This window comes from Bradyrhizobium sp. 41S5 (assembly GCF_011516665.3).
Lineage (GTDB): Bacteria > Pseudomonadota > Alphaproteobacteria > Rhizobiales > Xanthobacteraceae > Bradyrhizobium > Bradyrhizobium quebecense.
This window is the reverse complement of record NZ_CP083721.1, coordinates 5,567,356-5,581,967: the sequence shown is the minus strand read 5'-3', so window position 1 is coordinate 5,581,967 and position 14,612 is coordinate 5,567,356. Positions and strand designations below refer to the sequence as shown.

Annotated in this window: 12 protein-coding genes; 9 read left to right on the top strand and 3 right to left on the bottom strand. The window is 65.6% G+C overall.

All coding sequences use genetic code 11. From position 1 onward, the window contains the following. Positions 1-72: 72 nt before the first annotated feature. From hutI to hutU, 3 genes are read left to right on the top strand one after another with little or no spacing between them, the layout of a single operon-like run. Positions 73-1,287, top strand: coding sequence for an imidazolonepropionase (hutI, locus tag HAP47_RS27125; RefSeq protein ID WP_173641977.1), 1,215 nt, complete (start codon positions 73-75; stop codon positions 1,285-1,287). Next, a complete protein-coding gene (gene hutH, locus HAP47_RS27120; RefSeq protein WP_173641978.1) occupies positions 1,284-2,843 on the top strand; it encodes a histidine ammonia-lyase in 1,560 nt (519 codons plus the stop codon). The genes hutI and hutH overlap by 4 nt, the downstream gene beginning before the upstream one ends. Positions 2,844-2,861: 18 nt before the next feature. Then, a complete protein-coding gene (hutU, locus tag HAP47_RS27115; protein ID WP_173641979.1) occupies positions 2,862-4,532 on the top strand; it encodes a urocanate hydratase in 1,671 nt (556 codons plus the stop codon). Between the two features lie 47 nt (positions 4,533-4,579). Here the strand turns inward: hutU and HAP47_RS27110 are convergent, their stop codons facing one another. Together HAP47_RS27110 and HAP47_RS27105 are read right to left on the bottom strand one after the other, a co-directional pair. Next, positions 4,580-5,782, bottom strand: coding sequence for an ABC transporter substrate-binding protein (locus tag HAP47_RS27110; RefSeq protein WP_231169005.1), 1,203 nt, complete (start codon positions 5,780-5,782; stop codon positions 4,580-4,582). 53 nt (positions 5,783-5,835) lie between these two features. Continuing rightward, positions 5,836-6,975, bottom strand: a complete 1,140-nt coding sequence (locus HAP47_RS27105) for an acyl-CoA dehydrogenase family protein (RefSeq protein WP_173641981.1) — start codon at positions 6,973-6,975, stop codon at positions 5,836-5,838. Between the two features lie 81 nt (positions 6,976-7,056). On the opposite strand from HAP47_RS27105, the gene HAP47_RS27100 reads away from it, so the two are divergent. Genes HAP47_RS27100 through HAP47_RS27085 form a run of 4 tightly spaced genes read left to right on the top strand, consistent with a single transcriptional unit; the run spans position 7,057 to position 12,242 of the window. Next, entirely contained in the window at positions 7,057-7,923 is an 867-nt protein-coding gene (locus HAP47_RS27100; protein WP_173641982.1) for a FadR/GntR family transcriptional regulator, read from the top strand. Positions 7,924-7,979: 56 nt separating this feature from the next. Continuing rightward, a complete protein-coding gene (locus tag HAP47_RS27095) occupies positions 7,980-8,789 on the top strand; it encodes an enoyl-CoA hydratase/isomerase family protein (protein ID WP_224924346.1) in 810 nt (269 codons plus the stop codon). An 11-nt stretch (positions 8,790-8,800) separates the two neighbouring features. Beyond that, on the top strand, positions 8,801-11,038 hold the full coding sequence (locus tag HAP47_RS27090; RefSeq protein WP_173641984.1) for an acyl-CoA dehydrogenase family protein: 2,238 nt from the start codon (positions 8,801-8,803) through the stop codon (positions 11,036-11,038). A gap of 10 nt (positions 11,039-11,048) precedes the next feature. Continuing rightward, positions 11,049-12,242, top strand: coding sequence for a CaiB/BaiF CoA transferase family protein (locus HAP47_RS27085; protein WP_173641985.1), 1,194 nt, complete (start codon positions 11,049-11,051; stop codon positions 12,240-12,242). A 20-nt stretch (positions 12,243-12,262) separates the two neighbouring features. Here the strand turns inward: HAP47_RS27085 and HAP47_RS27080 are convergent, their stop codons facing one another. Beyond that, positions 12,263-12,781 carry a MarR family winged helix-turn-helix transcriptional regulator gene (locus HAP47_RS27080; protein WP_231168411.1) on the bottom strand — a complete coding sequence of 173 codons (519 nt, stop codon included), beginning with the start codon at positions 12,779-12,781 and terminating at the stop codon, positions 12,263-12,265. 171 nt (positions 12,782-12,952) lie between these two features. Here HAP47_RS27080 and HAP47_RS27075 point away from each other — a divergent pair, with 171 nt between their 5' ends. Both HAP47_RS27075 and HAP47_RS27070 read left to right on the top strand, forming a co-directional pair. Next, complete coding sequence (locus tag HAP47_RS27075) at positions 12,953-13,279, top strand: hypothetical protein (protein WP_173641986.1); 327 nt, start codon at positions 12,953-12,955, stop codon at positions 13,277-13,279. A gap of 12 nt (positions 13,280-13,291) precedes the next feature. Beyond that, complete coding sequence (locus HAP47_RS27070) at positions 13,292-14,611, top strand: Rieske 2Fe-2S domain-containing protein (protein ID WP_173641987.1); 1,320 nt, start codon at positions 13,292-13,294, stop codon at positions 14,609-14,611. The last annotated feature ends 1 nt before the right edge of the window (position 14,612 follow it).

Below are 14,612 nucleotides of genomic sequence, written 5' to 3'. Positions count from 1 at the left end.
GCTGGACAGAACTCCGACACGATTATATGTCTAGACATATAAGTCAAGCATCCCACCTCGGGGGACGATCGCATGGCAGAGCGTTTCGACCGCATCTGGCACAACGCCCGGCTCGCCACGATGCGCGGCGATCGCGCCGATCTCGGCGAGATCGAGCGCGGCCTGGTCGCGGCGCGCGACGGCCGCATCGTCTACGCAGGCACGCAGTACGACTTTCCTGCGGATGCGGACGCGGTTGAGCGGATCGATTGCGCGGGCCGCTGGATCACGCCCGGGTTGGTCGATTGTCACACCCATCTGGTCTTTGGCGGCAATCGCGCGCACGAATTCGAGCTTCGCCTGAAAGGCGCGAGCTATGAAGAGATCGCGCGCGCGGGCGGCGGCATCGTCTCGACCGTTGCCGCCACGCGCAGCGCGACCGAGGCCGAGCTCGTCGCCGGCGCGCTGCCACGGCTGGACGCGCTGATCGGCGAGGGCGCGACCACCGTCGAGATCAAGTCCGGCTATGGCCTCAATGCGGAGACCGAGATGCGGCAGCTAGCAGCGGCACGCAGCCTCGGCCGCTTGCGGCAGGTCGCGATCCGCACATCTTTTTTAGGTGCTCACGCATTGCCGCCTGAAGCCAACGGCGACAAGGACCGCTACATCGATCGGGTCTGCAACGAGATGCTGCCGGCGGTGGCCAAGGCTGGCCTTGCCGACGCGGTCGACGGCTTCATGGAGGGCATCGCATTTTCCGGAGAGCAGACGGCCCGGGTCTTCGCGGCGGCGCGTGCGCTGGGGCTGCCTGTCAAGCTGCATGCGGACCAGCTGTCAAATCTCGGCGGTGCGGCGCTCGCCGCAAAATTCTCCGCGCTATCGGCCGATCATCTGGAGCACACCGATGAAGCCGGTGCTGTCGCGATGGCGAAGAGCGGGACGGTCGCGGTGCTGCTGCCCGGTGCGTTCTATTTCATTCGCGAAACCCAGAAGCCGCCGGTCGAGCTGTTCCGCAGCCATGGCGTCAACATGGCGCTGGCGACCGACTGCAATCCCGGCAGCTCGCCGCTGACCTCGCTTCTGCTTGCGATGAACATGGGCGCAACGTTGTTCCGGATGACCGTTGCCGAGTGCCTCGCCGGGGTGACGCGGGAAGGGGCGCGTGCGCTCGGCCTGCTCGCCGAGACCGGGACGTTAGAGGCCGGCAAATGGTGCGATCTGGCGATCTGGGACATCGAACGCCCCGCCGAGCTGGTCTACCGCATCGGCTTCAATCCGTTGCACCGACGGGTGTGGAGGGGGCAATGAACGATCCGGATGTCCCCATTGTCGTGAAGCCCGGAGCGGTCAGTCTCGACGTTCTGGCGCGCGTGCTCGCCGGCGCGTCAATCGTGCTCGATCCATTGTTCTGGCCGCGCGTCGAGGCGGCAGCGGGGATCGTGGCGAAAGCGGCGCAAATTGCTGTTCCCGTGTACGGCATCAATACCGGTTTCGGAAAGCTGGCCTCGACGCGTATCGCGCCAGATCAAACCGCACTGCTTCAGCGTAATCTCATCCTGTCGCATTGTTGTGGAGTAGGCCCCGCCACTCCGGAACCGATCGTGCGCCTGATGATGGCGTTGAAGGTGATCTCGCTCGGGCGCGGCGCATCCGGCGTGCGGCGTGATGTGATCGAGCAGTTGCAGGGCATGCTGGCGCGCGGCGTCTCACCGCTGGTGCCGCAGCAGGGCTCGGTCGGCGCCTCCGGCGATCTGGCGCCGCTCGCCCATATGACCGCCGTCATGATCGGGGAGGGGCACGCATTCCTTGGTGGCAAGATCGTGCCGGGTCATGAAGCGCTTGCCGCTGCCGGGCTCGCGCCGTTGACGCTCGGCCCCAAGGAGGGGCTCGCGCTGATCAACGGCACGCAATTTTCGACGGCCTATGCGATTTCCGGCCTGCTGCGCGCGCATCGTCTGGCGTGTGCCGCGCTGGTGACCGGTGCGCTGTCGGTCGATGCGGCGATGGCTTCCACGGTGCCGTTTCGTCCTGAAATCCAGGCGTTGCGCGGCCATGACGGGCAGATCGCCGCGGCTGCAGCGTTGACCGCCCTGCTCGACGGCAGCGACATCAGGCAATCGCATCTCGAAGGCGACGAGCGTGTGCAGGACCCATACTGCCTGCGCTGCCAGCCACAGGTCGCGGGCGCCGTGCTCGACCTGCTCGTGCAAGCCGCGCGTGGACTGACGATTGAGGCCAATGCCGTGACGGATAACCCGCTGGTCCTGGTCGAGACCGGCGAGATCGTCTCAGGCGGCAATTTCCACGCTGAGCCGGTGGCGTTCGCCGCCGACCAGATCGCGCTTGCGCTCTCGGAGATCGGCGCCACCAGCGAGCGCCGGATCGCGACCCTCGTCGATCCCGCGCTGAACTTCGGCTTGCCGCCGTTCCTGACACCCGAGCCCGGCATCAACTCCGGATTCATGATCGCCGAGGTGACGGCGGCGGCGCTCTATGCCGAGAACAAGCAGCGCGCGATGCCGTGCTCGATCGACTCCACACCGACCAGCGCCAATCAGGAGGATCACGTCTCGATGGCCGCGCACGCCGCGCGCCGGCTGTCCGATATGGCCGACAACCTCGCGGCTATCCTCGGCATCGAGCTTCTGGTTGCCGCGCAAGGCATCACGCTGCGCGCCCCGCATGGGACCAGCGCACCGCTCGCTGCGGTGATTGCCGCGTTGCGTGCGCATGTTCCGGCGCTCGCCGCCGACCGTTACATGGCCGACGATCTCGCGCGGGCCGCGTCGCTGATCGAAACCGACGCGTTGCCCGCGGCTGTGCTCGCGGCCCTTCCGACCGATCCGTTTCCAAAACTTGCTTAGCCGACAGGGACATCCGTCATGAACCGCCGACTGGATAACGAACGCATCATCCGCGCGCCCCGCGGCACCGAGATCAGCGCAAAGAGCTGGCTGACGGAAGCGCCGCTGCGCATGCTGATGAACAATCTCGATCCTGATGTCGCCGAGCGGCCGAGCGAGCTTGTGGTCTATGGCGGCATCGGCCGCGCGGCGCGCGACTGGGAGAGCTTTGACCGGATTGCCGCCTCCTTGCGTAAGCTCGAAGGCGACCAGACGCTGCTGGTCCAATCCGGCAAGCCGGTCGGGATTTTCCGCACCCATGCGGATGCGCCGCGGGTCCTGATCGCGAACTCGAACCTTGTGCCGCATTGGGCGACGCTCGACCATTTCAACGAACTCGATCGCCAGGGCCTGATGATGTTCGGCCAGATGACGGCAGGCTCGTGGATTTACATCGGCAGCCAGGGCATCGTGCAGGGGACCTACGAGACGTTTGTCGAGGTCGGCCGCCGGCACTATGGCGGGAGCCTCGCCGGCAAATGGATCCTCACGGCCGGCCTCGGCGGCATGGGCGGCGCCCAGCCGCTAGCCGCGACCATGGCCGGCGCCTCGATGCTCGCCGTCGAGTGCCAGCCGAGCCGCATCGAGATGCGGCTGCGCACGGGGTACCTCGACCGGCAGGCGACGACGCTCGATGAAGCGCTGGCGATCATTGCCGACGCGGCCAAGACCCATAAGCCGGTGTCGGTCGGCCTGCTCGGCAATGCGGCCGAGATCTTTCCCGAACTGGTGCGCCGCGATGTCCGGCCGGACATCGTGACCGACCAGACCAGCGCGCACGATCCGATCAACGGCTATCTGCCCAAGGGATGGACGCTCGCCGAATGGGAGGCCCGGCGCGCCGCCGATCCGAAGGCGGTCGAGACGGCGGCCAAGAGCTCGATGGTCGATCACGTCCAGGCCATGCTGGATTTCCACGCGCAGGGAATCCCGACGCTCGACTACGGCAACAACATCCGCCAGATGGCCAAGGACATGGGCCTGAAGCAGGCGTTCGACTTTCCGGGTTTCGTTCCGGCCTATATCCGTCCGCTGTTCTGCCGCGGCGTGGGGCCGTTCCGCTGGGCGGCGTTGTCCGGCGATCCCGAGGACATCTTCAAGACCGATGCCAAGGTCAAGGAGCTGATGCCCAACGATGGCCATTTGCACAACTGGCTCGACATGGCGAAGGCGCGCATCAAGTTTCAGGGGCTGCCGGCGCGGATTTGCTGGGTCGGGCTCGGCGACCGCGATCGGCTTGGCCTTGCCTTCAACGAAATGGTCGCGCGCGGCGAACTCAAGGCACCGATCGTGATCGGCCGCGATCACCTCGACAGCGGCTCGGTGGCGAGCCCGAACCGCGAGACCGAGGCGATGCGCGACGGCTCAGATGCGGTGTCCGATTGGCCGTTGCTCAACGCGCTACTCAACTGTGCGAGCGGCGCCACCTGGGTGTCGCTGCACCACGGCGGCGGCGTCGGCATCGGCTATTCGCAGCACGCCGGCATGGTCATCGTGGCGGATGGAACGCCGGAGGCGGCGCGCCGGCTCGAGCGGGTGCTGTGGAACGACCCGGCGACGGGGGTCATGCGCCACGCCGACGCCGGCTATGAAACGGCGATCGAATGCGCCCAGGCCAATGGCCTCGATCTGCCGAGCCGGCGCGCGTGAGTTGACCTTGGCGAGAAGCCGCCGATGACGGTTCTCGCCAATCCGGCTCAGTCGGCCGACAGCGGCTCGCCGGTCAGCGACCAGCTCTCGCCATCGAACGTCGCGATCCGCAAGGTCCTGAACGGCGTGTAGTCGCCGGGCCGGGTGCTGATCGAGACGCCCGGCAGCATCATCGGCAGCCGCTCGCCGTGCAGCGACGTCGCCTGCTTGATCAGGTTTTCGCGGGTCAGGTCGTCGCCGCATTTGCGCAAGGCCAGCTCCACGGCGTGCACGTTCATATAGGCAACCAGCACGGAATAGTCGTCCGGGTTTGCCGAAGCTGCGTACGTCTTCAGGAAATCCTTGTAGGCCTTGACCTCGTCGTCATTGGCCCACGCCGGGTCGCCGGGCTGCTTGAGGAATTGGGTGGTGACCAGCCCCTTCGATGCCTCGAGGCCCGCGGGCTTCAGGATGGTTTCGACCGATGCCGTGGAGCCGCCGATCACGTGCAGCGGTTTCCAGCCGAGCTCGTAGACCTTGCGGATCGATTGCGCGGCGGCCTTCGACGACGACTGCTCGATCAGCGTATCGACGCCGGCGGCCTTCAGCTGGACGATCTGCGAGTCGATCGTCGGGTCGGCAAGTTCGTAGGAGGCCTGGGCCACGATCAGCTCGGCCTTCGGACCGAGACCGGCGCGCAGGCCCTTGAGATAGTCCTTGCCGTAGTCGTCATTCTGGTAGAGCACGCCGATCCTGGCGTCGGGCTTTGTGCTCAGGATGTACTTGGCGATAACGCGGCCTTCGGTTTCGAAGTCCGGATAGAGCGGGATCGTCCATGGGAACGTCTTGGGATCGTTGAAGCGGCGTCCGCCGGCCGTGATGAAGAGCTGCGGCACCTGCTTGCCGTTCAGGTATTTCTGGATCGCGACGTTGGGCGCGGTGCCGATCGTGCCGACCTCGGCCAAGATGCCGACATCCTCGATCAGCTTGCGGGATTGCTCGACCGCCTTCGGCGCGCTGTAGGCGTTGTCGAGCTGGGTGAAGTTGATCTTGCGGCCATTGATGCCGCCCTTCGCATTCAGCATCTCGAAATAGCCGACCACGGCGCGCCCGGCGCCGGCGCCGAAGGCGGAGGCGGGGCCGCTCAGCGGCGTCGATTGGCCGAGTTTGATCTCGGTATCGCTGGCGCCGGGTCCATAGGCTTTTTGCGCGTAGGCAGGCGCCGCCAGCAGGGCCGACAGCGCGACGGCCGCCAACGCCCGGTCGATGATGTGGTTCAAGGTCGTTCTCCCTGTAATTCGTTTCTTGTTGCAATCGATCTGCGCTAGCGCAGCAGCTCGCGGGCGATCACCACGCGCTGGATCTGGTTGGTGCCTTCGAAGATCTGGGTCAGCTTGGCGTCGCGCATCATGCGTTCGACCGGGTAGTCCATGGTGTAGCCGTAGCCGCCGAAGATCTGTACCGCGTCGGTCGTCACCTTCATGGCCATGTCGCTGCCGACGCATTTGGCCATGCTGGCAAGCACGTTGAGGCGCTTCCAGTCGCCGGCATCGCCAGCACGGGCGCATTCGTAGACCAGCGCACGGGCCGCCTCGATCTGCATCGCCATGTCGGCGAGCATGAACTGCACGCCCTGGAATTCGGCGATCGGCTTCTTGAACTGCTTGCGTTCCTTGGCGTAGGCGATGCACGCATCGAGCGCGCCCTGGGCGAGGCCAACCGACTGTGCGCCGATGGTCGGGCGGTTGAGGTCGAGCGCGCGCATCGACGCGCGAAAACCCTTGCCTTCCTCGCCGACGAGGTTTTCGGCCGGCACCCGGACATTGTCGAAGAAGATCGGGGTATTGGGGGCGCCGCGAAAGCCCATCTTGCGCTCATGGCGGCCGAACGTAGTGCCGGGCATCTTCTTCGGCTCGACGATGAAGGCGCTGATTCCGTCCGCGCCGGCGCCGTCACTGGTCCGCGCCATCACCACGATGTAGTCGGCGACGACGCCGTAGCTGCACCATTGCTTGCGGCCGTTGAGGACATAGCTGTCGCCGTCCTTCCGGGCGCGGGTGTTGAGCGCGGCGACGTCGGAGCCGGCCTGCGGCTCCGAGATCGCGATCGCCGTGACCACACCGCCCTGGGCGATGATCGGCAAATATTTCTGGCGCTGCTCCTCCGAGCCGAAATGCAGCAGCGGCATGATGAACATGGTGTTGAGCGCCGCGATCGATGCGCAGGCAGGCGAGACCTTCGAGATTTCCTCGCGCGCGATGCAGGCCATGGTGAGGTTGCCGTTCGGGCCGCCGTAGCGCTCCGGCACCCAGAGCTGCATCAATCCCATCTCGCCGAACAGCTTGACCAGTTCGAGCGGGAAGCGGTCGGTCTCGTCGATTTCGGCGGCAATCGGCGCCACATGCCTTGCGACCATCCTGCGCACGTTGTCGCGGAAGGCGACCTGCTCCTCGGAAAAACTCATACGGGCTCCCCGTCTGTTTTCTTTGCCGGAAGCCAAAAAGGGGCTTCCATTGAATGGGTGATCCATTTAATAATTCACCGCATGAGCACCAAGTCAAGCCCTCGCGCGCCGCAGCGCCCCCGCACCGCCTCGCCGAACCGGCGCGAGCGGGCCACCGATCTCCGTGCGGCCGGCTCCGCGGCCGCGCCGACATTCAAGCCGATTCACACCAGGCGGACGTTCGAGGAGATCTGCGAGCGCATTCGCGAGCAGCTGGCGCTCGGCGTGCTGAAGCCCGGCGACAAGCTGCCGGCCGAGCGCGAGCTGGCCCAACAGCTTGGGGTCAGCCGCAACGTGCTGCGGGAGGCGCTGCGCAGCCTGGAGATGGCCGGCGTGTTGCGGCTGCAGAAGGGCGTCAAGGGCGGCGCCTTCATCCAGCAAGGCGACACCCGCCGCATGAACGAGGTCATGCGCGACATGCTGAGCCTCGGGACGATCTCGGTGCGGGAATTGTCGGAAGCGCGGGTCCACGTCCTCGACCTCGTGGTGCAGCTGGCGTGCGCAAATGCACGGCGGGCCGACCTCGATGCGCTGGAAGCCAATATCGAGCGAACGGAGCTCGCCACGAAGGAAGGCCGGCTGCTCGATCGGGTCGAATGCTCGCGCGAGTTCTACAAGTTGCTCGCGGCCTCGACCGGCAACAAGGTGATCGCGATGATCGTGGACTCGGTCACCGAGATCCACATGCGCTTTGTCTACGCCAAGGTCGCTTCCAGCGGGGTCGCGATGGCGCGGCTCGCCGAGAAGCGGCGCCAGTTCCTGGCGGCGCTGAGCGAGCGAGACGTGGCGCTGGCGAGCCGGCTGCTGCGGACGCACCTGGAATCCGTGCAGCGCATGCTGGAGCAGGATCCGGGAGCGATGTCGCTTCATGTCGCATTGGCCGACGTGCAACCCGGACTGCGCCGGTAGCGCGCAGCGCCGGCGAATAGATCAACACTCAAACAGCAACAACAATGGAGGCAAACGTGTCCAATTACGCCAAGTATGAATGCCTGACGGTCGAGGTCGCGGACAAGGTCGCGACCGTGACCTTGAATCGCCCGCAGGCGCGCAATGCCATCAATCAGAAGCTGATCCGCGAGCTGCGGACGATCTGGGACGACCTCGCCGACGATCACGCCGTCAATGCCGTGGTCCTGACCGGCGCCGGCGACTTCTTCAGCGTCGGCGGTGACGTGAAGGCGATGTCTGAGCGGCCGGGCGGCGACGTGCTCGAGGAGGGCGAGGTGCACGATCCCATGATCAGCCGCCGCGGCGTCACCCGCCAGCTCGAGCTCGACAAGCCGATCATCGCGGCGATCAACGGCGACGCCATCGGCCTTGCAGCGACCCATGCGCTGCTTTGCGACATCACCGTGATGGCGGAAGATGCGCGGATCGGCGACACCCACGTCTCGCGCGTCGGTCTGGTCGCGGGCGACGGCGGCACGGTGATCTGGCCGCTGCTGGTCGGCATCAACAAGGCCAAGGAATTCCTGATCCGCGGCACGCTGCTGAAGGGCAAGGAGGCAGAGCGGATCGGGCTGGTCAATCATGTCGCGCCGCGCGCGGAGGTGTTGGCCAAGGCCCGCGAGATCGCGGTCGAACTCGCCAACGGTCCGACCTGGGCCATTCGCTGGACCAAGCTGTCGATCAACCAGATCGTCAAGGAGCGCGTGAACATGCTGCTGGAGGCCTCGATGGCGCTGGAGCAGGTGACGTTCGAGACCGCGGACCACAAGGAGGCGACGATGTCGTTCAAGGAGAAGCGCAAGCCCAGGTTCGGCCAGGCTTAGCGCGGGTTGCAATGATGGCGCCCGAAGCGTCGAATGACGATGTCGCGGGGATGCTGCGCGACTCCTTGCGCGGCTTCCTGGATGAGCATTGGCGTCCGCGCTGCGCAACGGCGTCGTCCTCGCCGGACGAGGTGTCGGCGATCTGGCGCAAGCTGGTCGGGCAGGGCGTCGCCGCGCTCGGTGCGGAGGGCGGCGAAGGCGGGCTCGCCGAGATTCTTGTCGTCATGGCGGAGCTCGGCCGCGCCGAGTGTCCGGCGCCGATGTGGTCTGCGGCGCTCGCCAATCTTGCGATCGCTGGATCGCAGGTTGGCGTCGTGGTGGATCTCCTGGAGCGGCTGCATTCCGGGAAGGCGATCTTCGCCTTCTCGTTCGGGGCGCTGGATCGCGATCCGGGGGCGGGTTCGATCGAGGTCACGGACCTCAAGGCAACGGGCGTGCTCCGCTTCGTCGAGGCTGCGGAAACCGCCACGCATCTTCTGGTCGCGCTCGATCAAGCCCATCTTGCGCTGATCGATTTTGCCGGATCCGGTGTCGAATGCGTCGCGACCCGCGCGATGGGGGCGTGGGGACTCTCCGAGGTCAGGCTGAACGCAACGCCGCTCACGTGCATTCCCGTCGGGATGGTCGATCTGGAAGATCTCCGCATCAAGGGCAAGGCGGCGTTGACCGCGCGCGCTTACGGCGCGGCGCGGCGCGCGTTTGAGCTGGCCGTGGACTACGCCAAGGAACGGCAGCAGTTCGGACAACCGATCGGCAAGTTCCAGGCGATCCAGCACAAGCTGGCCAACTGCCTGATCGCCCTCGAAGGCGTCAGGCTGATCCTCGAGCATGCCGCCAGACTGCACGATGGCGGCGACGACGACTGGCGCTACTTCGCCGATTGCGCATCGGCGTTCTCCGGCAATGCGCTGCGGCAGGTCTCGCTGGAGACCCAGCATACATTCGGTGCGATCGGCTATGCCGAGGAGCACGAGGTGCCGATCCATTTCAAGCGCGTGCACCTCGATACGATCGCGCTCGGCGGCGCCTCGGATGCGAAGTGCAGACTTGCCGCGCGACTGTTGGATGCGGGTGGCGCCGGGTTGCCGCAATACGACCTCGGGTCCGCCGGAAATGCGTTTCGCGAGCAGATCCGGCTCTGGCTCACGCAGAACTGGACCGGAGACACAAAGCAGGCGTTCGACCAGAGGCCGTTCGCCAAGCGCGAGTTCGATGCGAGCTTCGCCCGAAATATCGGCGAGACCGGATGGATTGGCCTCGGATGGCCGGAGCAGTTCGGCGGCCAGGCGCGCTCTCCACTGGAGCAGATCGCCTTCATGGAGACGATGGAGCGAGGCGAGGCACCGCGGATCGGTGCGGCGATCCAGGCCAACGCGTTGATGATGTTCGGCACGGCAGAGCAGCAGCAAAAGTATCTTCCGGAGATCCTGCGCGGCGAAGCCATGCACGGCATGGGCTACAGCGAACCGCAGGCGGGCTCGGACCTCGCGGCGCTGCGCACCAGTGCGATCAGGGATGGCGATCACTGGGTGATCAACGGCCAGAAGATCTGGACCACCACCTGGTGGGGCAAATACATGTTCCTCGCTGCCCGGACCGACAGGGACGCGAGGCCGCCGCATGCCGGCATCAGCATGTTCATCGTGCCGATGGATGCACCGGGCATCTCGATACGTCCGTCGGCAACGATGTATGATGGCACGTTTGCCAACATCTTCTACGACAACGTCCGCATTCCCGCCAAGAATTTGGTTGGCGAGGTCAATGGCGGCTGGAAGGTGCTGACCGGCGCGCTCGCCTTCGAGCGAGGGCTGGTTGGTGGCGGGATCGTCCTGAAGGTCGCGCACGTCTTCGAACAGCTGCGTTTGCATGTGATGGCGAGACAAGGTGAGCGGTCTCTGGCCGATGATCCCATCGTTCGCGACAGGATGGCGACCCTGGCATCCGAGATCGAGATCGGCCGTCTATTGATGATGCATTGTGCCGAGCTTGCCGCCGACGGCATGACGCCGCCGGAATATGGCGCGATCAGCAAGGTGTTTTCCGGAGAGCTGATGGAGCGCTTCGGCGAGGCCGCGCTCGACATTCTCGGCATGCGCGCCGCGCTGTCCGAACAGATGCCGGGCGCGATCGACAATGGCCGCTTCGAGCAGAACCTGCGGCATTCGCTGATGTGGGTCATCAGCATCGGGACCAATGAGATTCAGCGCAGCTTGATCGCACAACGTGCGCTCGGGCTGCCGAGATAGGAGAGATCGGATGCAGAAGGATGGCGACAGGGCACCGCTCGCCGGGGTGCGGGTGCTGGACTTTTCCATCATGGTGGCGGGGCCCTATTGCGCGCGGCTGCTCGCCGACGTCGGTGCCGAGGTGATCAAGATCGAGCCGCCGGAAGGCGACGACATGCGGCTGCGGACGCCGCTGCGCGACGGCCACAGCACCTATTTCGGCCAGCTCAATGCCGGCAAGCGCAGCCTGGCGCTGGACCTGAAGAACGCCGATTCCATCAAGCTCGTGCATCGCATGGTCGCGGAGGCGGACATTCTCGTCGAGAATTTCCGCCCGGGCGTCATGGACCGCCTCGGCCTTGGCTACGAGGCGCTTCGCGAAATCAACCCGCGCCTGATCTATTGCTCGATCTCGGGCTATGGCCAGTCGGGTCCCGCCGCCGAGCGGGCCGCTTACGCGATGATCGTGCACGCCGAGAGCGGATTCGATACCTCGCTGATGCGCTATGCCGGCGACCGGGAGCGTCCCGCGGCGGGAGCCATTTTTGTCGCCGACATCCTCGGCGGCATCTTCGGCTATTCCGCGATCCAGACCGCGATGGTCCAGCGCGAACGCACCGGGAAGGGGCAGCGCGTCGATGTGGCGTTGATGGATTGCATGCTCAACCTGCTGGTCTACGAGCTTCAGGAAGCGCAATTCCCGATCCGCTCGCCGCGTCCGACCTATGGGCCGGTCCGCACGCGCGATGGTGATATCCTGATCGCCCCGGTCACGCCGCGCAATTTTGCGGCGCTATGTGAGGTGACGGGGCAGGACGAACTGGCAAACGATCCGCGCTTTGCGACCATTCCGGCGCGTGGTGCCAACTGGACCGCCATGATGCAGGTGATCGAGCAATGGACCGAGCGCCACACCGTCGCTGAATGCATCGCGGCGCTGGATCGTGCCGGCGTTCCCTGCGCCGAGTACCGGACGCCGGGCGCGGCGCTGACCGATGCCCATCTGCGTCAACGGGGCGTATTTGGGACGGTCTCGGATGGCGCCGGCGAATTCGTCGGCGTCAATGCGCCATGGCAGATGTCCGGGGCCGATACGTCGATCGGAAGCCAAGTTCCCGGGATTGGCGCGCAGCGCGACGATGTGCTGTCGCGGATCTTGGGATTGTCGCCGGACGCAATCGCGGCGCTCGCGGCTGCAGGCACGTTTGGCAGGGCGCAGGCTTAGGCAGCCGGACGCCGGCGGTCTCAGGTATCGGACGGAGCGTCCGGCGGCGGAGCCTTCGCGATCGCCAGCAGGCATTTCAGGAAATGCGCGCGGTCTTCCTTGCGCAGGGGAGCCAGCATGATGTTTTGCAGCTCGGCCGCCGCGGGGATGACGGCAAGAAGCGCTTCCTCTCCCTTGGCAGTGATCTGCACCTGGAGCGAGCGGCGGTCGTCCGGATTGTTCTTCTTTGAAACCAGCCGGCGTGCAACCATCCGCTTCAGCATCTCGCTGAGTGTATTGCGGTCGCAACTGATCCGTTCCGCCAGCACCGAGGGGGTGAGAGGACCCAATTGGTACAGCGCCATCAGCACGCCGAACTGCCGCGGCGTGATGTCGCTCTGGCGCGTCATGCTTTGATAGAGCCCGTCGTAGCGAGCCTCCAGCAGCCGCAGCAGAAATCCGACGCCGCCTTCGAGTTGCCAGTCGCGCGCGACGTCTGCGGCCGAGCTGGTCTTCTTTGCCTTGTCGGCTGCCATGCCGTCGTTGGACTCCGATTTCACGAATTCGCGTTAGCCCGTAGCAGCTTGGCCTGACGTGCTCAACCCTGCGGTGAACCGCGGCCAGGCTGTTCCGGCACGATGCAATCCTCTTGGGCTCTTGTCAGGCATTTGACAATATAGTACGTATACGTATCACATGCGACGCGAAGACGTCGTTCAGGGAGGTTGCTGTTGGACCTGCGCGAGCTGCTGTCGATTCCCTATCTGCTTGAGGCCGAGGCGGTCGAAACCGAGCCGGGACATTGGCGGGTTCGTCTCGCCTATCCGGAGCTGCCGGGATGCACGGCTGAGGCGGCCGTCGTCGAGGACGCGCTCAGGGCGCTCGAGCGGCGGCGCATCGAGCTGATCGTCGGCCTGGTGGAGGAAGGCAAGCAACCTCCCATTCCACGCGATCCGCTCGCCGCATCCGATCCGCTTTGGACCGCACAGGACCTCGGGCTTTCCGACCGCGTCGCCGCGCTGTTGGGCAACGCGACCGGTCCGACCACCCGCAGTTGAAGGAGGCAACGCATGCTGTCGCGCGAAGACAATGAACGCCTGGTGAGGGTCGGCAAGGGCACGCCGCTCGGCGATCTCTTTCGGCTGTACTGGATTCCCTTCCTGCCGTCGGCGGATCTCGCCAAGGACGGACAGCCGAAGCGCATCCGGCTGCTCGGCGAGGATCTGGTTGCCTTTCGGGATTCAGAAGGCCGCATCGGGTTGGTCGACCAGGCCTGTCCGCATCGCGGCGCGCCGCTGATCTTCGCGCGAAACGAGGATTGCGGGCTGCGCTGCGTCTACCACGGCTGGAAATTCGACGTCACCGGCGCGGTGACGGACATGCCGGCCGAGCCGGTGCGCAGCCGCCTCAAGGAGCGGGTGCGGATCAAGGCCTATCCCTGCAAGGAGCGCAACGGGATGATCTGGACCCATATGGGTCCCGACCAGACCGAGCTTCCGCCGCTGCCGAACCTCGAATGGAATCTGGTGCCGGCCGAGCAGGTGCACATCTCGGTTCGCGTCCAGGAGTGCAACTGGCTGCAGGCGGTCGAGGGCGAGATCGACTCGGCGCACGCCCCGCTACTGCACGGTCGGCTGGACGCCCAGGGCACGACGAGCGCCTGGATCCAGAAACGCGACCTGCGGCCGACCTTCGAATGCATCAAGCAGGACTTCGGCATGAGCATCGCCGCGCGGCGCAATTACGATGCCAACACGCTGTACTGGCGCGTCAACCAGTTCCTGCTGCCGTTCTATACGCTGGTGCCGCCGCTGTCTCCGTTCCCGGATCTGAGCGGACACGCCTGGGTGCCGATCGATGACGAGAACACGCTCTGCATCATGTTCTCCTATCATCCGTCGAAGCCGCTGCTGGAGAAGACGCGGCAGGTCTTCGCCGAAGGACACAAGGGCCGCGAGAGTGGCCATGCCAGCCGCCACGCGCTGCTCCAGCACCCGGTGACGGTTCCGTATGCAGGCTACTGGACCAAATACAATCCGCAGAACGGCTTTCAATTCGACTACGAGGCGCAGCGCACCACCTGGTTCTCAGGCCTGCCGGGGCTCTGGGTGCAGGACGGCGCCTGTCAGAGCGGCGTCTCGCCGATCTTCGATCGCACCAGGGAGACGCTCTGCTCCAGCGATACCGGCATCGCGATGACGCGGCGCTTCATTCTGGAAGCGCTCGGCGCCTATCGCGATCACGCCATCAAGCCCAAGGGTGTCCTGGACCCCGACGTGTTCATGGTGCGGGCGGTGTCGCTGCGGCTGCCGCCGGAGGATTCATGGGTCGATGTCGGCGCGCCGTTCATGCGGGCGAAGCTCGGCGCCGATTTCGGCTACGAGCTGTGAG

Excerpts from the sequence above, each read along its gene's own strand:
- HAP47_RS27090 (WP_173641984.1), top strand. The coding sequence starts at position 8,801 with ATGATGGCGCCCGAAGCGTCGAATGACGATGTCGCGGGGATGCTGCGC.
- hutH (WP_173641978.1), top strand. The coding sequence starts at position 1,284 with ATGAACGATCCGGATGTCCCCATTGTCGTGAAGCCCGGAGCGGTCAGT.
- HAP47_RS27070 (WP_173641987.1), top strand. The coding sequence starts at position 13,292 with ATGCTGTCGCGCGAAGACAATGAACGCCTGGTGAGGGTCGGCAAGGGC.
- hutI (WP_173641977.1), top strand. The coding sequence starts at position 73 with ATGGCAGAGCGTTTCGACCGCATCTGGCACAACGCCCGGCTCGCCACG.
- hutU (WP_173641979.1), top strand. The coding sequence starts at position 2,862 with ATGAACCGCCGACTGGATAACGAACGCATCATCCGCGCGCCCCGCGGC.
- HAP47_RS27085 (WP_173641985.1), top strand. The coding sequence starts at position 11,049 with ATGCAGAAGGATGGCGACAGGGCACCGCTCGCCGGGGTGCGGGTGCTG.
- HAP47_RS27100 (WP_173641982.1), top strand. The coding sequence starts at position 7,057 with ATGAGCACCAAGTCAAGCCCTCGCGCGCCGCAGCGCCCCCGCACCGCC.
- HAP47_RS27105 (WP_173641981.1), bottom strand. The coding sequence starts at position 6,975 with ATGAGTTTTTCCGAGGAGCAGGTCGCCTTCCGCGACAACGTGCGCAGG.